General features: G+C 57.5%; 6 protein-coding genes. All 6 read left to right on the forward strand.

The window, feature by feature from the left end; translation table 11 throughout:
* Positions 1–61: 61 nt before the first annotated feature.
* Positions 62–856, forward strand: a complete 795-nt coding sequence (locus GRX76_RS07060) for a MotA/TolQ/ExbB proton channel family protein (protein ID WP_236250587.1) — start codon at positions 62–64, stop codon at positions 854–856.
* The gene (locus GRX76_RS07065; RefSeq protein ID WP_160154863.1) at positions 856–1,467 is read left to right on the forward strand and encodes a biopolymer transporter ExbD; all 612 of its coding nucleotides are present in this window, start codon (positions 856–858) and stop codon (positions 1,465–1,467) included. Before GRX76_RS07060 ends, GRX76_RS07065 begins: the two co-directional genes overlap by 1 nt.
* Positions 1,464–2,039, forward strand: coding sequence for a biopolymer transporter ExbD (locus tag GRX76_RS07070; protein ID WP_236250588.1), 576 nt, complete (start codon positions 1,464–1,466; stop codon positions 2,037–2,039). The genes GRX76_RS07065 and GRX76_RS07070 overlap by 4 nt, the downstream gene beginning before the upstream one ends.
* Positions 2,040–2,048: 9 nt before the next feature.
* Complete coding sequence (locus GRX76_RS07075; RefSeq protein WP_160152663.1) at positions 2,049–3,425, forward strand: AgmX/PglI C-terminal domain-containing protein; 1,377 nt, start codon at positions 2,049–2,051, stop codon at positions 3,423–3,425.
* Positions 3,426–3,691: 266 nt separating this feature from the next.
* Positions 3,692–17,683, forward strand: a complete 13,992-nt coding sequence (locus GRX76_RS07080; protein WP_160152664.1) for an isopeptide-forming domain-containing fimbrial protein — start codon at positions 3,692–3,694, stop codon at positions 17,681–17,683.
* Positions 17,683–22,911 (forward strand): OmpA family protein, encoded by a 5,229-nt coding sequence (locus GRX76_RS07085; protein WP_236250589.1) that lies wholly within the window; start codon positions 17,683–17,685, stop codon positions 22,909–22,911. Before GRX76_RS07080 ends, GRX76_RS07085 begins: the two co-directional genes overlap by 1 nt.
* Positions 22,912–22,942 lie beyond the last annotated feature (31 nt).

A 22,942-nucleotide genomic window follows, 5' to 3' on the forward strand; every position in this document is an offset into this window, starting at 1 on the left:
GGTCATTACAGGGGAAAGCGGAATCCAACCGCAGAACCGAGAAAGAAAACCAAGAGGGCAAATGATGGATTTCTTGAACAGCGTAGTCGCTTTTTTTCAGACTGGTGGTGCTTTCATGTACCCCATTCTGGTGGTATTCGCGCTCGGCGCTGCAGTAGCCATTGAGCGGTATGTCCGTCTGGTGTACGAGCGTCACACCAACCGAGCGGCCTGGGAGAAGCTGCAGCCGGTACTGAATAGCGGTGACTTCGAGCGCGCGCGCAATCTCGTCAAAGAAGACAATACCGGTGTTGGTCGACTTCTCGCTATGGGGCTCGAGCGTCAGGGCGCGGTACGCCGTCGTGAAGACATCGAGATTGCCATGGAAGAAAGCATCATGGAGACGATTCCACAGCTGGAAAAACGCACCCCGTACGTTGCTCTGGGCTCCAACATCGCTACCTTGCTGGGTCTGCTCGGTACCATTATGGGCTTGATAGAAGCCTTTACCGCGGTAGCCAACGCCAACCCGGCAGAAAAAGCCGACTTACTGTCTGCCAGTATCTCCGTGGCGATGAACACCACGGCCTTCGGCCTGATGGTCGGTATCGCTCTGCTGATCGTGCATGCCTTGCTCAACTCCCTGACCGGCCAGATCGTAGACAGCCTGGAAATGGTGTCCGTTAAAGCGCTGAACATCATGTCGTCGGGCACCCGTCGTCGCAGTGACGTCGCCCAGGAAGAAAAAGTGCAGGACACCAAGAGCGCAAGCAAACCGGTTAATCGCGACGTGCAGCAGACGCAAGAAGCGCAGCAAAAAGTTGCTACGACGGATGAAGCTGCAGCAGACAAGACTTCCAAGCCGGAATCTGTGTGATGAGAAGCAGGCGTCACGGCAGAACAAAAGAAGCCCCGGAGCTGGACATTACCGCCTTCCTTAACTTGATGGTGGTACTGGTGCCTTTCCTGCTGGTTTCCGCAGTGTTTTCCCGGGTCACCATCCTTGAGCTCAATATGCCCACCGGTGCCGGCGGCGGAGCGGAAGATCCGGGCGTAACCCTGGAAGTGGTCGTTCGCAAAACTGCGCTGGAAATCAGCGATGGTGAGAAAGTCATCGCCCGTTTTCCCAATCTGAATCTGCAGGACGGCGCGGAATCGGGTGTCGAAGGGGCCGCGGAAGGCGAAGCCTCGGGTCAGGCTCCGGTCGATGAAAACGGTCTTCCGATCATCGCGCCCACGGCCGAAGTGTACGACCTGGTACAACTGCGGGAGCAGCTGCTTCGCATCAAGGAAACTTACCCGGATAAAACCGATTCCACACTGTTGATGGAGCCGGATGTGGCCTACGAGCATTTGGTGGGTGTCATGGATGCGGTGCGCAGCGCCCAGGTCATGCCGAAACTGGCAGAGGGTGCGCAGCCGGATCCCGATGCAACACCGGAAACGCTGGAACTCTTTCCCGATATTTCTCTGGGAGATGCGCCATGAAACGTGAAAGTAGACGCATGAAGCGCATGGCGCGCAGCCGCAAGCGCAAGACGCCGGGAATGAACCTGACCTCGCTGATGGATGTATTCACCATTCTGGTGTTCTTCCTGCTGACTAACAGCTCTAGCAATGAAGCGATTGAAGCGCCCAAGGTCATCACCCTGCCGGATTCGGTTGTGGAGTCCAAGCCGCGGGAGACCGTTACCCTCATGGTCACCCACGATGAGGTTCTTATCGAAGCCAAGCCGGTAATGAGAACCGAAGACCTGTTCCTGAGCGAAGAGCTGGTGATCGAGGCCATTCAGCAGGCCATGATCGAAGAGGTTGGTAAGGCGGTGACCATGGCCGAGACTGAACTGGAAGAAGCCAAGCTGGCGCTTGCAGAGCGGGCAGCGGCCGGTGAAGACGTTTCTGCGGCACTTGAGGAATTACTGGCGGAGCCGCCGGAAGTGAATATCCTGGCCGACCGCACCGTTCCCTTTAACGTGTTGAAAAAAGTCATGTCCAGCTGCACCAACGCCGGATACACGCGAATTTCCCTGGCGGTAATTCAAAAAGCATCTCAGAGTTAGTGAGCGTTTGTGAGTAATTTTGATCATCAAAAACAGGCACTGACGGCGAAGCAGGAATCTGTTCGCCAGCAGCTGGCTGCGCTCGAATCGGAGCGTACGCAGGTTGATGGCAAACTGGCTGCGCTGGAGCAGGATCAGGCGAAGCACCAGCTGCTGGATGAGATTTCCGATCGTCTCGGCAAGCTCGAAGATGCTGGTGCTGGCGATCTTTTCTGGGCGGAGCATTACAAGCAGGATGCTTCCAAGGCGTTGATTCATCGCCTGCAGAAGACCGTCAGCATCTATAACGCAAACCTGGACCTGCTGCACGAGCGCCAGCGCAAGGTGCTGGACCAGATCGAGGATTGTCGCGATGACCTCTTCGATATCGATGCCGAGTTCCGCGAAATACGCCAGCAGGAAGAAGACGTCCACTACGAGTACGAAGTTACCCGTGAGCTGGAGCAGTCTGCTTTCCGTTCGGCAGTCATGCCCTGGAACAGCAACGGCGAGGACGAACGCCGCTTCCGCCTCAGTTTGCTGGCGTGTTTGCTGATTGCCTTCTTCATCGGGTTTGGTGCGCACCTCTGGCAGCTGCCTGAGCCGGATGAAGACGAAGTGGTTGAAGTGCCCGAGCGTCTGGCCAAGCTGGTGCTTGAAAAGAAAAAGCCCAAGCCCAAGCCTGAGCCGGTAGTGAAGAAACCGGAAGAGAAGAAGAAAGAACCTGAGAAGCCCAAGCAGCAGGTTGCCAAGGAAGAACCCAAACCCTCCAATCAGGAGAAAAAGCAGGTGCGCAAGAAAGTCGAGCGTGCTGGCGTACTGGCATTCAAGGACAACTTCCAGGATCTTATCCAGGACGACCTCGACAAGCGTCTCGGCAAGCAGACTCAGCTGAGTACGGCGGGCAAGCAGGAAAGTCGCAGTCAGCGCTCACTTATTACCGCGGCGGCAAAATCCGGTTCGGATGGTATCAATACCGCCGCACTTAGCCGGAACGCCGGTGGTGTGGGTACTGCGCTGGATGGTGTCAGCTTCTCGCGGGTTTCCAGTGGTATCGGCACCGAGGGTGACTTCGCCGGCGAAGAGCGTCCGCTCAGCGATGGCATGGGTCCGTCCCGTACCGACGAAGAGATCCAGATTGTGTTCGACCGCTACAAGGCGGCACTCTACCGGATCTACAACCGCGAACTGCGCAACAATCCGGCACTGCAGGGCAAAATGGTACTGCGAATTACCATCCTGCCAGATGGTGCGGTATCTGTGGCGCAGGTCGAGAGCAGCGATATGGATTCGCCCGCGCTTAACAGCAAGATCGTGGCTCGGGTGAAGCGGTTCAACTTCGGCGAAAAAGCCGGGGTGCCAACCATTACCATCCTGTATCCGATCGACTTCTTGCCTGCGGCTTGATAGTTAGTACGTTTGTTCGCCAGACCGCCCGGAAAATTTTCCGGGCGGTCTTCCATCTCCCATGTTGTTCTTAAGAAATTACCTGAGATTTGCTTGAGAACTGTTTGGCAAACGTAGAAAAAGTTCCCTCCCGCGCACCGCAACTTTGAATTGCTTCACGGTGCCGACTACCCCCTTCCAATAAAGTTCCGCGACCGGGCTCTCCTCCGGTGCTGCCGCCTGTGCGGTGGTTGGCAACAATAAATTTTGACTGGCAGCGGAACGCGATGAAGTCTGAAGTAACTGGGCAAAAATCATTCAGAAATGCACTGGCGGCACTGATGTATTCGGTGCGGCTATGGCTGTCAGTTGCGTTACTGGCTTCAGTGTCCGGGCAGGTGTTGGCGGCACCGACGGGTTATTGTGTTGCCAATCCCACTGCTCCGACGCAACTGGTGGATGTGCGCACCGGTGCGAACGTCACCTATTGTGATCTCTGCGGCTACGGCTACATAGAAGTACAAATCACCAACCCTTACCGCAGTGGCGACGATGATTTCGCCTATATCACGTCCAGTCTTCAGCAGGATCAGGAAGAAGAGCGTTGGGGGGGCAGGTACCGCCGCCGCTCTGGTAATTACTACACCTACACCAGTAACGGGGATTACGGCTCCTTTAATCCGGATATGGACTTCAGCAGCCGCACTGATGATGAAGCCGGTTTGGTAGTGCGTATTCCCAATGCTTCCGGCCTGCGCCTGTATCAGGACCTGGATATAACCGCGGGCGGGACCACCATCGACAGCAACAATGCCAGCCAGGTGCAGCAGGCTCTGAATGGTGGCAACTGGGAAATCCGCATCGGTGGCCTTCCTGACCTGGCCGACGGCAATAACACCACCATGACGGTGCGTATTCCGGTGCATCGCCCGCTGGTTTCAAGTTCCGATGGCCCGGAGCAGCTGAACGCTTTCGACAACGTTAACGTCACCGCTGAGATCAATTATGTCACTACGGATAGTTGCACCTCTGGCGGAACGGAGAGAAGGGCGCACACCGATAGTGATATTTGCCCCACCAACTGGAGTGCGTGGACGGATTACGAGAATCCTCGGCCTCCATACCCGCCGTACCCTGGCACGGCAACCGATTGCACTCCAAGTACTCCGTCGGATGTCGATGTTTTCAATCCGACCTCTGCCGATACTAGCGCACTGGTTGTCAACAAACCGGTGCTTGAGATCGACAAGCAGGGCTGGAATTACGATGCCGGGCAGCGCGAGGGTACCCGCAGCGATACCGTTTACGGCCATAACGACGACGATATCGTCTGGCGTTTGAACCTCGCCAATAACGGCACTGCACCGCTGCAGGATCTGCGTATTGATGATGTGCTGTCCCGCGCGGATGTGATGAATGCAAATTTTGTCTGCCCGACCCAAGGAGAGGCTGACGCCGTTGCCGCCAACAATGGCGTTCTGCCTGGCACCACGGATTGTGTCGCTACCGATGCACTGACTGGCTCGGTACTGGCGGACTGGGATGTGCTGCCGCCGTTTGGCGATGGCATTGATATTCCTTCACCCTATGCCGGGACTGTGGAGGCTGAAACCTCCGGCTCGTCCAGCGGTACTATTGATATTGCTGAGGGTGGGGAAATCAATCTCTACCTGGTCGGCAAGCTGCAGCGCGATGCATCCTGTAGCAGCGGTACTCCGCTGATTAACAGCCTGGAGGACGTACAGTTTGGCTGTGCGGTGCAGACGCCACCCGGCGGTATAATTCCGGGACTGGATGATACCGGCGAGTTGCGTACCTGGTATGGCCAGGGTTCCGTTGCTGGTGGTGCAACGGCGTTAGAAGTCGAGCGCACCCTCACCGGTATCGATGGCAGCGCGACCGTAGGTATGCGCGGCCTGATGACCATTACGCTGTCCAACCAGAGCGGCGGTACCGTCTGGTTTGATAGCAGTATGGGTTATCATCTCCGCGATCAATTGCCGGACGGCTATGTTCTGGACCCGAGTTTTGCGCCGCAGTTATTGCGTCCCGCTGGCAACAACGGATACACGGATGGTTCCTTCTATGGAGATTATGCCGGTCAGGTAGATCAGCTTCAGTGGGTAAACCCGGAAGATGGCGTGGACTCGGTGGATACCACCAATTACACCAGCTACCTGGGTAACACCGCGCCGGAATTCAAGCTGTCCAGCTCCACCCAGTACACGGAAAGCAACCCGGATGCTGCCTACAACAGCGGTAAAACTTATCGCGACCTGATGCGCCACGGCGATGTGGTGGTAATCCGGTTTGCCATTATCCACAAGGATCCGGCGCATTTTGACCGCGCCGCCGACCTGGATGTGGTTCCTGAAGAGCCAGGTGTTAACCTGTTCCAACGCCCGGAGCCCACCGACCCCGTCGCTTTGTCTGCGAGCCTGCAGAATACTCTGGAAGTGGATTTCAAGACCCTGTGTGATTCTCAGGGAACTCAACAGTACAACCTGACCGACAATGGCATCAGTAGCAGCCCGACCGATAACACCGGCGGCTCGTCCATTGTTTTTGATCCCGAAGATCTCGATGTCGAGATTCTCGACCAGTCTTTCATTGTCACCAACGATCCCGACCAGACCACGCCGCTGCGCGTAAGAGCGACCAACAATGGTGGTGTGGATGCCCGCGATGCCAGCATCTTCATCAGCTTTGGCCCGACGCTGGAAGTGGTAACGGTAGACGAGCGAAACGGTAATTGGCAGTGCGACATCGCATCGGTGAGTGGCTCTCCGGTACCGCAGCCCTCGCCATACAAGGCTTGGGTGGTGAACCCACCGGGCGATCCGGATTTGCTCCATTTGCCCCTGACCACTACCGGTACTGCGTACCGCTGTTATCCCAACCACGGTAATTCATTGAATCGTGTACTCGCGGTCAACGAGAGCGTGGAGTTCCACTTCGAAGTCAGAAAGGCCCTGGATCTGGCGCTCGTTCTTGAAGACGATGTTACCTTCCGTGCTGATGCCATTGGTGAAATCTGGACGGTGGCAAGCCTGAATCTTGCCGCTCCCACCGTAAACATGAGCAACACGGGAGGTACAACCAACAACCGTGCAGTTCAGAGTTATACGACCACCAATACTCCCACGGCGATCAACAATCATCAGCCGCTCTGGTTCCCGCAGCCAGGTAATGCCGGCCAAAACAACGCGCGTAGTGACGGTGAGGTAGACCGCGGCAATCTCTATTCACTGGATGCGAACTGGTCCCGCGGTATCGGCTTCAACCTGTTGAAAGATCAGGTGGCGTGGAGTGCTGCCGGTGGCAATTTGTGGGCATTAGAGGGATCAATACCGCCGCTCGGCGAATGTAATGAAAGCAGTCCCGCAACACTGAATGCCGCTTTGCCCAGTAGTGCAATGTCGGATGGCTACCCCAACTTCGCACGTAAACAACGTGAACTGGTGCAGATTGGTGAGGAATGTACCAACCTCATTCAGACTGGCGGCTGGTTCGGTTTTAAGTCGCGGGGCTTCTCCTTCATCGGTGTGCGCGATATCCAGGTGCAGGACGAGGTCGAAGACGGCCTGGTTTATATTTCCAATACCGAGCCTCAGGTAGGTGTGCAGATCGCCGGTGCGACCCCAACACCGAATGACCCCTCCAAAAGTACTCTGGACGAAGGGTTTTTTGGCTGGCTCTTTACCGGTAACCAGGCGGGCAGTGACGGAAGCAGTGATTACATCACCACCATTGATCAGTGGTTCCATGTCAATGCCACCACCCGTATTCAGAACAAGGCGCTTAATGCGCGCAGTGCACCGAATGTTCAGGCCGCCGACCGAAACAATGTATTGAACTCCAGCTTTGAGGCGGCTTACCACAACGAGAATACCGGTGTGGATGAGTACTTCGACTTTGGTAACAGCATCGTGGGCTACCCGTGGGAGCGTATTCGCCGTGTCGATGTGGTAGTGACCGAACCGGAAATTTCCCTGGCAAAAAACTACTGCGAAGCGGGCAACTTCAGCTCTGCTAGCGGAGACTGCTCCGGTGGCTGGCAGCAGAACCTGACGGGTGCGGACACCTCACGGGATTACATCGTGCGTCTGCGACTGGTGAATGCCAATGAAACCTCCGGCGAGCCTAACGCCCCGGCCTATGATCTTGTGGTTACCGACACAGTACCTGACCTGCTGGTGGTGGTTGATCCCGGCAGTGATGGCATCGACAACGATGGTGATGGCGCAGTCGATGAAGACAACGAACACCTGAGCCTGGTTGAAAACACGCCCAACGATGGCGTAGATGCCACACTGATATTTTCCCATTCACACAGTGATACCGGTGCGCCGGTGGGTAGTTCAGCCAATAACGGCCTGCGTCGCTTGAATGGAGGGACCGGCAGCTCCGAGGATGGCCGCAGTGTAAATCTCTACTACAAGGTCAACCCGGATGAACGTATTGCGCCTAACCAGATGCTGCAAAGCGCTTACTCCATCGTGTATGACACTCTGGAAGGCGGTGACGCCAGTGACCGCAACGAGTTTGGCAACCAGACTGTCGAGCTGCGCGGGAATGGCGATATCGGCGGTGCCCGCGCTTACGATGCCGGCCCGGCAGATGCCTCCATTACCTTTATTACACCTGCGGTAGAACCGAAAGAAATCACCGCGCTGTCTGATACCACGCTGGGTGAGATGGTTGGCGGCTATCAGGCGGTAAAAATTGGTGAGGAAATCGAGTACACCCTTACCGGGCAGCTACCCTACCAGCAGCTGCGCGGCCTGATTGTGAGCGATACACTTCCGGCCGGTCTCAGCTGTGTCGATGCGCCATCGATTGACCTGAGTGCTCCCCCCTATGCGGCAGCTGGTTTCCGTCGCCCGGATCTGAGCCAGGTGCCAGTTATTACGCCCGTGTGCAGTGGCACCCAGGTGTCGTGGGATTTCGGTGATGTCACCCTGACCACACCGGGGTCAGAATCTCTCTTCAGTTTCCCGGTGCGTTTTATCGCGCGTGTGGATAACACGCCAGCCAACAACAACGGTGAAGGCAGCAGTGGCACGGTATTGGAAAACGGTACCGGTGACTCTACCTTCCTGCGCTACGCCGACGCGATGGGGAACGAGTCCAAACTCAGTTTCGGCAATGTATCGGTACGGGTCATCGAGCCCGAGCTGGCACTCGAGAAGAGCTGGACTGACCCACAGGATGCCGGCGACGATATTACCGTTACACTCACCGCAACCAATAACGGGTCTGCGCCTGCCTACAACCTGCGCATACTCGAAGACCTTGTCGATAGCGAAATGACGTTCATTGCGGGTAGTGTCAACGGAACTGATCCCCCCGCGGTGGATACCGATGCCTTCGGTGAGAACCAGCCCGTATTTGTGTGGGCGCCGGAAAACCCGTTACTGCCTGGCGAAGCCCGCGAGTTCACCTTCCTGGTGCGTGTAGGCGATAGTGCTCAGCCACAGCAGCAGTTGCAGAATACCGCGCACGCAGCCTGGACTTCGCTGCCGACACGCAGCACTGCATTGAATCCCATCGATCAGAACGACGGCTCTGCACGCACTGGCCAGATTGGTGTCAACGGTGCGGTCGACGGCATGCGTATTGGCGAATTGCCACTGGAAACTGGTGCTGACGCCGTCAACGATTACGAAATCAGCAGTAATCAGGTGACTGCGGATCTGGACCGCGTGCTTCTGAACAAGCAGGATCTGTCTCCGGGTGTGCTACCGGAAATCGGTGCCCATAAGCAATTCCAGATCACCATCGATCTGCCGGAGGGCACCACTCAGGAACTGCAGCTTCGCGATCTGTTGGATAGCGGCAGCACCAGCTATGTATTGACCCGCGATGCCAATTACGAAGTGAGTTACACCTTTACCAGGATTGCCAGCATCAATGGCAACACTGCACTGGGTGAGAACGCATTCAGTAGCTCGGCGCCAGTCAATGGTGCCAGCGGCGAAATTCTGTGGGATATCGGTACCGTGCTTACCGAGACGGAAAGTGATTTACCGACTGCCGGTGCGATCAACCCGCAAATCGTGATCACCTACTATGCGCGGATCAATAACGATACCAATACTGGTACCGCCAGTGGCGAAGGAAACAGCCTGCAAAATGGCGCCGAGCTCCGTTACCAGCATGGCAGTACTCTTGCCACGGTGACCGAGACTGCCGATACCCCGGCAATCACGGTGACGGAATCGGTACTGAGTGCGGATAAAAGCGTAACCCAGATTACGCCGGGGCAATTGACCCGCGGCTCGGTGCTGGAATACGTGGTGACACTCACCAATAACGGTAACGCCACCGCTTATGATCTGAATCTGGTGGATAGCCTGCCGGAAGAATTTCAGTGGGATGACAGTGTTGCGCCCACCGTTACTATTAGTGGTAGCCCGGTGGCCGGGTTTGTCGCGACGCCCGATACGACCATCGCAAATACCCTTGTTTGGGGGCGTGGCAATAGCGACGGTTCTCTCGATTTACCGGCAGGCCAACAGCTGCTGTTAACCTACCAGGTTACCGTGGCAGCCAATGGTGGCCCCTTTACCAATGAGGTCACTGCCGACTGGACTTCACTCCAGGATGACGTTGCAGCAAACAGTGATTACGAGCGTACCGGCGCAGATTGCCCGGCGGCGCCAAATGACTACTGTATTACCGCGACTGAGACAACGGATGCAGCGGCGGAAGACAATACCGCCCTGGTCAAAGCGTTTGAGTCCGATAGCTGGGTTCTGGATGGCAGTGATGCGACCGACGCGGAGCTTCGCGTTGGCGATACTGTGGATTATCGCCTGACCGTGACGCTCAACGAGAGCGTCACCGCAAATGTCACCATTGCCGATACCCTGCCAGTGGGTCTGGAGTTCGTTGATTTAGTGAGCGTCAACGGGCAAACCAGTGCACCTTTTGAAAACACCGGAGGCTTCACTCACGAACCGGTCATAACAAGTGTGGCCGGTGATGCCAATGCGGGGCAGGTGCTGACGCTGGCATTGGGTGATGTGGATGCCGTGGATGGAAATGATAGTAATAACGAATTCACCATCCTGTACCGCGCCCGAGTAGTGACCGATGTCCTGGCGCATCAGGACGTGCTTGGCCCGCTAAATAACCAGGCGGAACTGAGCTATGACGCTTTCGATGGCTCCACCGTAGCGCTGCCGCCGGTAATTGCTGCGATTGCGGTACATCAACCGCTACTGAGCTCGCTGGTGAAAACCGACACCCTGAGCGGACGCGCCGGTAGCGGTACTCAAGCCGATCCTTACTTGGTGGTGTTGGCGGCGGATACCATGCAGTTCCGTTTGCAATCCTGTAACCAGGGCGATGCGCCTGCCTACAATGTCCAGCTTAGCGATACCCTGGCTCCGCAATTAAACGAAGCGGCGTTGTCTGACGCCAGTGTGTTTACCGTCGCCATCGACGGTACCGCGACCAGCGAGTTTACCTACAGTGGGCAACCTGCAGCCGGTGGAAGCTTTACGCTGACGCTTAACGACGACGCGCCGCTGCTACCCGATCAGTGCCTGACCGTGGACTACAGCATCGGTTTCAGCGCGGATATCGGCACCAGTGAGCTTTTCCGCAATAGTGCCAGCGTTAGTTCCTACTGGTCTCTGCCGGGCACAAATGGCCAGCAGTATTCCGACGATACTGTTGCGTCTGTCTGGATGCAGAACCCCAGCAATGCGATGCCGCCGGAGAAGGTGCTTACCAGTGCAGCCTCCGCCACCATTGGCGAGGAAGTGCGTTACCGCATCACCATTCCCGAAGACAATATTGCCCGCACCGAGGTGGTCCTTACCGATACCCTCGCGCCGCAATTCACTTTTGTCAGTGCCGCACTGAGTATCAATGGCGGCACTGCCAGTGACTTGCTTAATAGCGGTAGTGGTAGTGCCCTGAGTTTCGAACTGGGAACCCTGCAGGCTGGTGAAACCGCGCAGATAGAACTCTTATTGCGTGTGGCCAACAGCGCCGACAGTAATGCGGGCGACAGCGTGATCAATCAGGCGAGTTACAGCACCGGTGGTGTTACCTACACCAGCGCAGCGACCGATCCGCTGACGATTGTCGAACCGCAGATTGCTTTGGAAAAAGAGGTAATTGCTGCTCCTGCCGCGATTAATGCCGGCACGGTGCTCGACTACCGCCTGAGTATTACCGAAGCCGGTAGCGCCGATTCAGCGGCAGCCTATGAACTGGTCGTTACCGACGTACTGGATGCGGGACTGGAATACGTTTCCGGCTCTGCAAGCATCGGCGACCCGGTTATCAGCGGCGACGCTGCCAGCGGTTTCACACTGGAGTGGAACCTCACCAGCGTCGCAGTCGGTGAGAGTCTGGCAGTGGATTATCAGGCCGTGGTGCAGGACGATGCCCGTCCCGGCCAGGTGCTGAACAATGTTGCGGAAGTGCGCTGGACGAGCTTGTCAGGTGACTCGGATTGGGAACGCGACGGCAGTGAAACACCGGCCTACAACGACTACCTTTCCAGCGCGACTGCATCGGTCACCGTGTCTGACAATACCAGTCTGGCAAAAGCTCTTGTGTACGATACGTTTGATGGTACCGGCAGTATTCGGGTTGGTGATCGCGCCCGTTTTGCGGTTACCGCGACGATGCAAAAAGGTACCTACCCCAGTGTCGTCATCACCGACACCTTGCCAGTCGGTATGGTGTTTGAAGAGGTGGTCAGCGCCGACTTCTTCGGTAGTGATGAGACCTCGACCGTCGCAAGTGCAGTGAGTGTGAATGGCGCGGAGTTGGTATTCACTCTCGGTGATGTGACCAATCCGGCGAGCGCGGCCGGCGATACCTTGCAGATCGTCTACGAGGTACGCGTACAAAACGGCAGTGTGCTGGCGCAATTGCCGAGCCGTCAGTCTCTGGAAAATACCGTCGCACTGGAATACGCGCTGCCTTCCGGTCCGGCCAGTGCCATCAATGCACGAGCTGGTGTCGAGGCTATACAACCATTGCTTGCGATCAGTCGCCTGGATGTTTCCACCGCGATTGGCAACGACAGCGAGATCACCGTGGGCGAGCAGGCCACCTTTACGCTGGACATCACCAACGACGGTGAAGCGCCGGCGTACGACTTGCAAATTCAGGATGTTGTACCCGAAGGCATGCGCAACGGCGGTGGCGTGACCACGCAAAGTATCGAACTCCTCGGGAGTGGCAGCTTGCCGGTACGTATGCCGAGCTATGATGCGGCTACCGGCATTGCGCTCTGGGATCTCGATGACAGCGACGTTTACACCATTCCCGCCGGCGGAACGCTGCGCTTGGTGTACACCGTTACCGCGGACGACACCCTGGGTGCAGGCCTTTCACTGGGCAACGGTGTAACCCTGCCGGTTTACTATTCCTTCGACAATAATGTTGTTCCGGCCAATGGTGTGGCGGAAGAACGTCAGGACTATCGCCTCGCAGAGGCGGCGAGTGCGGCTCTCACCAGCCCGCTGCCTGCTGCGCTGGACAAAAACATCACCCAGCCTGAAGCGGCCGTTGGTGAACAGTTTAGCTACCGGATCACTGTGCCGGCGACGCCGGCGGATACCGCACTCTACGATGTTCGCATCTTCGATGATCTGTCAGCGTCTGCCGCGGATCTGCGATTTATTGCGGTGAATAAAATCAGTGGCGCGGATGGCTGGACGCCGGAAAACATCGGCGATGAAACGCAGATTGAAATTGTCGATTCAGTCGATGGAATTGATATTCCTGCTGGCGAGCAGATTGAAATCGAGCTGGTGGTGGAAGTCCTCGATACGGATGTCAACGTCGCAGGACTGACGTTCACCAATACCGCCAGTTACCGGTTCAGCACCTTTGGCGGCGACCTCGAGCTGCTTGCGGACACTTCTCAGGAGATGACGCTGGTTGAACCCGAGCTCACGCTGGAGAAAGCGGGTCCGGAGACACTGCATGCCGGTATCGCGGGCGACTTCACTCTGAATATCAATAATGTGGGTGACAGTGCGGCCTGGGATATTTCGATTATCGATATCCTGCCGGATGTGGATCAGGGTGGAATGTGTGGGCGGCAACCGGAAGTGGTGTCGATACAGATCTTCGACACTGATACCGATACCCTGGTGAGTGCGCTGAGTGAAGAGTCGGACTATCAGTCCAGCTTCGCGGATTGTACTTTCACCCTGACAACCACCGGTGTGGCAGTTGAGCCGGGCCAGCGCCTGCTGGTCGAATACCAGGCTTGGCTGGATGAGGATACTGCGGGCGATCAGACCCTGGTAAATCTGGCGGCGGCTCAATGGTTCAGCCAGGGAGAGGATCGCGAGAATCGCCGGGCCTACGGGGCTGCGCCGACCGACGGTACACCGGAAGTCCTCGACCACGAAGATGCGCATGCACTGGTCACGCAAAGTGCCACCCTGCAAATGCTGAAAGAAGTGGTCAACGTCACTAGCGGACAGGAGCCGGGCAAAGAAGCGAGCCCCGGCGATACACTGCGCTACACACTGACGGTGAACAATGTGAGCGAAATTCCCCTGGCGGAATTCTCCATCGAGGACGAACTGGGCGTGCTTAACACCCAGCAAGTTTTCGCCCCGGGGACTTTGACCATCATCGAATTGCCAGAAAATGCGGTCGACAACAGCGATGCCGTTGCTGGCGCTACCGGCAGTGGCTGGGTTCGTATCGGCGGACTCACTCTGGCGCCCCAAGGTGAAAGTGACGAAGAGCGTAGCGATAGCGTTACCGTGGTCTTCGAAGTGCAACTGGCTTCGGTCATCGACAGCGGCACGGCGGTGCTGAACCAGTCGAACGTTATCGCCTATGGCCAGACGCTGGCGGTCAGTGATGATCCGAATATCAATGGCACAAGTGATCCTGAGTCGCCTGGCGAGGAAGACCCGACCCAGGTCATCATCGAGTCGGCGCCGGTACTGAAGGTAGAAAAAACCTCCGAAGATCTCACCGGCGAACCCGACAGCCTGATGCCTGGCGATACCCTGCGCTACACCATTCGCGTGGAAAACATCGGCAACGAAAACATGCTTGAGGCCAGCCTGCGCGACCAGGTGCCAGCCAATACGGTGTACGTTGCCGGTTCCACTACCCTGAACGGTACTGCGCTGGACGATGTCGACGGCAGCACGCCACTGGCACAGACACTGGTTATCCAGTCTCCCGGAGCAGAAGAAGGTGAGCTACTGGCGGATCCGGAAGCGGGGGGCACTCTCGCGGCATTGATTACGTTTGACGTCACCATCAATGACGTCAACGACGGCACCGTGATTTCCAATCAGGGCTTTGCCAATGGTGTAGGTGCAGGTGCTGGTGCAGGCGGTGAAAATACCCCGATCGATGAAAAGCCGTCCGACGATCCCACAACCGAAGTTGTCGACGATCCCACCATCAATATCGTGGGTAATGTGCCGCTGTTGCGGGTGCAGAAAACCGTCGAGCTGGCTGTGGATAACATGACCGCCGGTATCATCGATCCGGAGGATGTACTGCGCTACACCATTACCGTGCGCAACATGGGCGGTAAGGATGCGACCGAAGTGCGCCTGGTCGACCTGGTGCCGGAGCACACCACTTATGTAGCCGGCAGCACTACCCTGAACGGTATTGCGGTTGCGGACAATGGTGGAGAATCACCGCTGGTTGCGGGCATTGCGATCAGCAGCGACGATCTGACTCCGCCGATGCCGACTGCGTACGAGGGGATAATTACCACCGCGCAGACCGCGACCATCGTATTCGACGTGATGGTGAATGTGGACACCGAGCGCGGCACCATCATCAGCAACCAGGGCAATGTGTACAGCCTGGAACTGCCGCTGACCCTGTCCGATGCCGATGGCAATAGCAGCAACGGCGCGCAGCCGACCGAAGTGGTGGTCGGTGATGCGCAGCAGCTGTCGATCACCAAGGAAGTGGCAGTAGTCGGTGGCGGTGCGGCCGAGTCTGGCGAGGTGCTGGAATACTTGGTGCGAATCACCAATATCAGCGCCGTTCCGGCAAGCCTGGTCAGCATTTATGACGACCTGCTGGTGGCGGGTGAGGGTGTACTCACGTACGTGGAGGATTCTGGTCGCCTGAACGGTCAGCCCGACGGCGTGATGGTGGACGGACCCCTGATCACCGTCGACTACAGCACCAACTACGGCGACCTCGAACCGAGTGAATCCATCACGCTGCGCTTCCAGGCCAAACTGGGTGAAAACCTGGCCATCGGTTACTCCGTGGTCAACACCGCCCAGGTGAAATGGAATGATCCGGCGGTGTACAACGAGGCCACGGTGTCCATTGATATCGGTGGTACACCGGGCATTGCCAATTTGAGCGGTTACCTCTGGCACGATGTGAACTTTGATGAAGTGACGGACAGTGAAGAGCGCCTGCTCACCAACTGGACGGTTAATCTTTACTTCAACAATGGATTGCTGGAAACCGTACAGAGCGACGACAACGGCTACTTTGTTTTCGACGGTCTGGTGCCGAATATGGAAGGTGCGGCTGCGGGTGGCGCGACTTACGAGCTGCGCTACCTGGCCCCGAATGCGGTGGAATCGACGGCATCTCTGGGTAACACCAGCTCCGATTACACCAACGGTCCACAGCAGATCCGCGATATTTATATCGGTTCCGGTGCCAACCCGCAGAACCTGAATCTGCCGATCACGCCCAATGGGGTAGTTTACGATTCGGTACTGCGTCAGCCGGTTTCTGGTGCTCGGGTGCGGATGCTCCGTGCCTCCAGCGGCCAGCCGCTGCCGGATACCTGTTTCGAGGATCCCAAGCAACAGAACCAGGTCACCATGCCGGGCGGTTACTACAAGTTCGATGTGAACTTCAGCAATGCCTCCTGCACGGTAAATGCGGATTACCTGATCGAAATCGATGTGCCCAACGAAGACTATGTCTCCGGCCCATCGCAGATCATTCCGCCGCAGACCGGGACTGAAACCGGTAGCTTTGATGTGGCTGCCTGCCTCGGCAGCGCTGCAGACCTGATTCCCGGCACCCCGGATCACTGTGAGGTCCAGCTCTCTGACTTGCCGCCGCCCATCGACATGGAAGCGCGCAGTAGCGAGACGGATTACTACCTGCGGGTAAATCTGGACGACAGCAACCAGCCGGGCAGCAGCCAGCTGTTCAACAACCACATTGCACTGGACCCGCAATTGGAAGGCGCACTCGCGCTGACCAAAACCGCGGCCATGTTGAATGTGACTCGCAGCCAGCTGGTGCCTTACACCATTACCTTCACCAACAGCCTGCCGGTGCCATTGACCGACCTGCAGCTGGTGGATTACTTCCCAGCAGGCTTCAAGTATGTGGCGGGCTCTGCCAGCCTCGATGGCATGTCGGTTGAGCCGGAAGTGAACGGGCTGCAGCTGCAGTGGCCGCACCTGCGTGCCGAAAGCGAGCAGACCCACAGCATGAAGCTGTTGCTGGTCGTGGGTTCTGGTGTGGGCGAAGGCAAATACGTCAACCGTGCGCGCATGTTCAATGAGCTTTCCGGACAGCAGACATCCGGCGAAGCCACGGCCACGGTGCGCGTGGTGCCCGATCCCACCTTCGACTGTACCGATGTGGTGGGCAAGGTATACGACGATAAGAACCTGAATGGCTACCAGGATTCAGGTGAGGGCGGTGTGCCTGGTGCACGGGTGGTGACAGCCAACGGTTTGAAAGCGACCACCGATGCACACGGGCGCTTCCACATTACCTGTGCGGCGGTACCCAACCCGGATCGCGGTTCCAACTTCGTACTGAAGCTGGATGACCGCAGCCTGCCCAGCGGCTATCGCCTGACCACAGAGAACCCGCGGGTGCAGCGTGCCACGCGAGGCAAAATGCTGGAGTTCAACTTCGGTACCAGCCTGCATCGTGTCGTGCGTCTGGATCTGGCAGAGGCGGTATTCGAGCCGGGCTCCACCGAATTGCGCCCGCAATGGCACTCGCGCACGGAATTGCTGCTGGAAAAACTGCAGGATGCACCGTCTCTGCTGCGTCTTTCTTACCTGGCGGAAAACGAAGATCCGGCACTGGTAGACGCGCGATTGGCAGCCATCAAGGCGCAGATTGCCGGGGATTGGGCGGCACTCGACTGCTGCTACCCGCTCAATATCGAAACCGAAATATTCTGGCGCCGCGGTGCGCCGCCCAGCCGTGGTGGTTTACTGGATGGCCTTAAACGCAGCGTCGATCGCGCACTGGGTACCGATACTGGTACCCAAAACCGCGACGATCAGGGAGGATTCAATTGATGTCCCGTCCTTCTAAAGAACGAATTTTAAAAATAAAAGCGGCGATGCAGCCGGCATTCGCCTTTGCTTCCGTCCTGTCTGTTGCGATTTCAGTAGCCAGCTTCCCGGCGCTGGCCCAGGAGGAAACGCTGGAGCAGGAAACTGCTGTAGCGGATGGCGCTGTAGTAGATGATGCTGTCGCCGAGCGCAGCTGGTGGCAATTAATCCCTGGCCTGTCCCTGGGTAGTGAATCAGCGGCGGACTACAGCAACAAGCCGCTGGGCCACAATACGGAAACCACACTGATCCCCGCCGCTGGCCAGCTGTGGGTGCAGGATGCGGAAGCCTTTATCGATCCAGAGCAGCCGGTGCTGGAAACCGATGCGCTGCCGCCGCTGGAATATCGCGAGGTGGACGATGAAATCGATCCGGAATTGATTGCACAGTTAAAAGAGAAACTCGCAGCACTGGAGAATGCCCACGAGCTGCAGCTGATTTTTACCGGCCACACCGATAGTGACCCGCTAACCGAAGACGAGCTTGCGGATTACCCGGACAAGGTAGCCTTCACCCAGGCCCGCGCACGTCAGGTGGCGGAGTATTTCCAGACCGCACTGGAACTGCCGGAAGAAGCAGTATTGTTTGAAGGCCGTGGCGACAGCGAACCCCTGACGGAAAACATCACCGCCAAGGGGCGGGAGATGAACCGTCGGGTGGATGTAAAGCTGCGCTATTTCGAATTAGACCAGGAAGCGCGTGATGCCCAGCGCCGCGCGCAGGCGCTGCAGCTCAATCGGGTAAAAGTCTGCCGTCAGGAAACGGTGTGTAAGCTGCGTTACACCGCCGGCTCCGACCAGCGCGCGCGACTGAAAAACCTGGTGTCTCCGCTGCGCCTGCAGCCGGGCCAGGTGGATTTACCAGCGGCCTTTGTGCGCCGTATCAGCGAGGTGCGTGCCACCCTGTTGGAAAAACCGAATCTCACGATTCATTTTGTCGGCCATACCGATGGCAAGCCGCTGCCCGAAGGGCCGGCGGAACTCTATGACGACCAGATGGCGCTGTCCCGTGCGGAAGCGCGTCGTGTCGCCCTGGCGGTGGCCGATCAGTTGAACCTGCCGGGCTATATGGTGACCAGCAGCGGTAAAGGCGCAACCCAGCCGATCGCGGCCAACGACACCGCCAAGGGACGCTCCCTGAACCGCCGTGTAGAGGTGGAGTTCTGGTATGACGATCTGTTGGAAACCGCCTCAGACGGTTTACAGGCGTGCCCTGAGTCGGCGGCGGCAGAAACCATTACCATCGCCCACGAATCCCCCACCGGGGATATCGCTCCGATCTTTATCAACAGCGGTGATCCGCAGATTTCTGCCGCCCAGCTGGCGCAGATGCAGCGGATGATGGATGAAGTGGCGGGCAAGCAACATGTGCGCCTGAGCTTTATCGGTTACAGCGATAACCAGCGTATGGAGCGTCGTGAGGCCATGGTCTACGGCGACGACGTCGGGCTGTCCTTCGCCCGTGCACAAAAGACCATGCAAGCAGTCCAGGCGCATCTGGGCCTGAGCGACGATCAGGTCGAATTCGAAGGCCGCGGCTTTGTGGAGTCCAAAGACGTCGTGCAGACCGGCTTTATCCACATGGACGGTGCCCGTGTGGAAGTGCAGGTGCTCTATGATGAGCTGGCGGTTCTGGCGGAAAAAGACCGTCTGGAAATCGAGCGCATCCAACAGGAAGCCAAGGCCAACAACCCCTATGCCCTGAACCTGATGCGTATTACCGTCGATGGCGCGCCGGAATACGATCCCTACAAGAACTCTGCCGACCTGCAGCGCTGTACCGACGTGGCACTGGAGCAGGCAAATATCCAGTTCCGCTTTGACAACCAGGCGATGCAACCGCGTCTGAACGTCAGCGCGTTTCCGAGCACGATCCGCTACGCCGACGATCCTGAAACCGAGATTGCCGACAGCCGGGTCCAGTTCAAACGCTACACCAACTATCCGTCGTTCATTACCCGCGCGGAAGTGCGCATCTTTGAAGAGCAGCAGTCACTGCGCGACGCGCCGCTGGCGGTAGTGACCCTGGATCAGAATGGCGAAGGCAGCTGGGAAGCAGACTTTGACAGCTTCCAGGCGCCGCTGAAAAAACTGCAGTATGTACTGCGGGTTTACGACTGGAAGCAGCGCTTTGATGAAACCCGGCCACAGACTCTGTGGCTTGTGGATAACTTCGAGCCACAACTGCAGCAGGCGACGACCGAGAAGGAGCTGTTGGTTGGTTACGGTGAAAACCGCCTCGCGGAGCAGAATATCCCGGTCAGTGGTAATGCGGTGCTGGTCAATGGTGACCAGATCCCTGCGGGACACAGCGTTTGGCTCGCTGGGCGCGAAGTTCCGGTGAGTAACAACGGCGGATTTGTCGCCGAGGAAATTTTTGCCAAAGGGCTGCACACGGTGGAAGTGGCGGTTCTGGATAGCGAAGGCAACGGCGAACTGTTCCTGCGAGACCTGGAGTTCAATCGCGACGACTGGTTTACCGTGGGCATGGCCGACGTCACCATTGCCCGGGACAAGACCAATGGCCCGGCGGCACTGGTCACCGGCGATGAAACCCACTATGACAATTCCGCGAGTTACGATGGCCGTCTGGCTTTCTATACCAGCGGTGGTTTTGGCGATGGCTGGCAGCTGTCTGCCAGTGCGGATACCGAAGAGGGGCCGGTCGACGAACTGTTTTCCAACTTCATGGAGAAAACGCCGGACGCGCTCTTCCGTCGTCTGGACAGCGACCTTTACTACCCGACCTTCGGTGATGACTCGACGGTTGTGGAAGATGCCCCCACTTCCGGCAAGTTTTATATCAAGCTGGAAAACTACGACGACTACGGTCTCTGGGGTAACTTCAACGCCTCTTATACCGATAATGAACTGGCGCATATCGACCGCGCGCTCTACGGGGCCAATTTCCATTTTGAAACCGACGACGTTACCGACTTTGGCGAAAAGCGTTTTCAGGTGGATGCGTTCAGCGCGGAGCCGGGCACCATTGCAGGGCGCGATGAGTACCGCGGTACCGGTGGTTCCCTCTACTACCTGCGCCACCAGGACATCCTGACCGGCTCCGAACGGCTGCGCATTGAAGTGCGGGACAAAAACTCCGGGCTGGTATTGGGCGTGAAAAACCTGACGCCGGTGATCGATTACGACCTGGATTACATTCAGGGGCGGGTACTGCTGAATCGCCCTCTGTCGGCCATTGCCAACGACAACCTGATCATCCAGGATGGCTCATACAACGGTAACCCCCAGTACCTGGTGGCCCGCTATGAATACACGCCGGGCTTTGACGATCTGGATACTTTGGCGGTGGGCGGTCGCGCGCACTACTGGGCTGGTGATCACGTCAAAATCGGGCTGAGTGCCAGCCAGCAGGATGAAGAGGACAATGAATCCTCCCTCAACGGCGTCGACCTGACACTGCGCAAAACCGCCGGCACCTGGATGAAAATCGAAGTGGCCGAGAGTCAGGGCAACACCCTGGACACTCTGTCTTCCTTCGATGGCGGTTACAGCTTCAATCAGGGCGGATTTGACCAGAGCAGTTTCGACTCGGCGACGGCCTATGACCCCGATGCCAAGGCCGGCGCCAACAAGTTTGAAGCGGCGCTGCAAATGGGTGACTTCTTTGAAGGTGCGCGCGGTTCCATGTCCCTGTATGCACAGCAGCGGGATGCGGGTTTCTCCGCGCCGGGCCAACTGGCTAACCAGGAGACCGAGCAGCACGGCGCAGCCATCCAGGTTCCCATCGGTGAGCGCTTTGACGTGGGCGTGAAAGTGGATACCAAGGAGCAGGCTCAGGGGCTGCAGACATCGTCGACCGATATGGAGCTGGGCTATCGACTCAGTGATAACTGGCGACTGGCTGCGGCTGCGCGCACCGATTCCCGTGAAGACTATTCACCGGTGGTTCCCGTTACCCAGAAGCAGGGTGACCGCACCGATGTGGCGGTGGAAGCGAGTTACGACTCCGGCGCGGACTGGCGGGCCTTCGGCTTCGTGCAGCGCACGGCAGAATTGTCCGGATCCCGCGAAGAAAACAACCGCGTCGGTTTTGGTGGTGCTTACCGTGTCAGCGAACGCCTGACTCTGGACAGCGAACTCTCCGGTGGCGATACCGGGACGGCCGCGCGCCTGGGAACCGATTTCCTGGTCACCGACCGCACCAACCTCTACTTGAATTACACCCTGGACAACGAGCGCACCGACACCGGAGTGCGCGCGCGCAAAGGTAACCTGAACAGTGGTTTCCGCAGCCGTTACAGCGACAGTGTGAGCATTTACGGCGAGGAGCGTTACACCCACGGTGACGTCTCCACCGGCCTGACGCACGCCCTCGGCGTGGACCTGGCACCGAGTGATGTCTGGAATTACGGAACGTCGCTTGAGGCCGGTACTTTGGAGGATCCGCGTACCGGTGCGGAAACTGAACGCCGTGCCGTGGGTGCGAGCATGGGCTTCAATGACGGCAGCCTGCGTTTATCCAGTGCGGTGGAATACCGTGTGGACAATATGCAGACTTTGTCTGATCCGGAGACGGTGCTGGAAAACGAGCGCCAGACCTGGCTGATGAAAAATACCCTGAGCTTCCAGATCAACCCCGACTGGCGTCTTGTCGGTAAATTGAATTACTCCGACAGCCAGAGTTCCCAGGGTGAGTTTTACGATGGCAAGTTCACCGAGGGCGTTATGGGTTACGCCTACCGCCCGGTCTACAACGATCGCTGGAACACGCTGCTGAAGTACACCTACTTCTACAATGTGCCCACCACCGATCAGGTACTGGTAACGAATACCGCCACCGAGTTTGTGCAGAAGAGCCACATCTTCTCTGTGGACACCAACTACGACATCAGCCGCCGCTGGACGCTCGGCGCCAAGTACGCCTATCGCCTGGGGCAGTTGAGCATGGAGCGGGAAGATCCGGAGTTCTTCGACAGTAGTGCGAGCCTGTACGTCGTGCGCGCCGACTGGCACTTCGTCAACAAATGGGACCTGCTGATCGAAGGCCGACTGCTCGACCTGCCGGATGCGGGCGACCGCAAAAGCGGTGCATTGCTGGCGCTGTATCGCCAGATGGGGCGTCACTTCAAGGCGGGTATCGGTTACAACTTTACCGATTTCTCCGATGACCTCACCGACCTGGATTACGACAGCCAGGGTGTCTTCATCAATATGATTGGCAAGTTCTAGGTATCACTGAAAAGCTACTGCGCGGGCGTCT

It is taken from the genome of Microbulbifer sp. ALW1 (genome assembly GCF_009903625.1).
GTDB lineage: Bacteria > Pseudomonadota > Gammaproteobacteria > Pseudomonadales > Cellvibrionaceae > Microbulbifer.

Bases quoted from the DNA above. Each gene is read 5' to 3' on its own strand.
- GRX76_RS07085 (WP_236250589.1), top strand. From the start codon at position 17,683: ATGTCCCGTCCTTCTAAAGAACGAATTTTAAAAATAAAAGCGGCGATG.
- GRX76_RS07060 (WP_236250587.1), top strand. From the start codon at position 62: ATGATGGATTTCTTGAACAGCGTAGTCGCTTTTTTTCAGACTGGTGGT.
- GRX76_RS07070 (WP_236250588.1), top strand. From the start codon at position 1,464: ATGAAACGTGAAAGTAGACGCATGAAGCGCATGGCGCGCAGCCGCAAG.
- GRX76_RS07080 (WP_160152664.1), top strand. From the start codon at position 3,692: ATGAAGTCTGAAGTAACTGGGCAAAAATCATTCAGAAATGCACTGGCG.
- GRX76_RS07065 (WP_160154863.1), top strand. From the start codon at position 856: ATGAGAAGCAGGCGTCACGGCAGAACAAAAGAAGCCCCGGAGCTGGAC.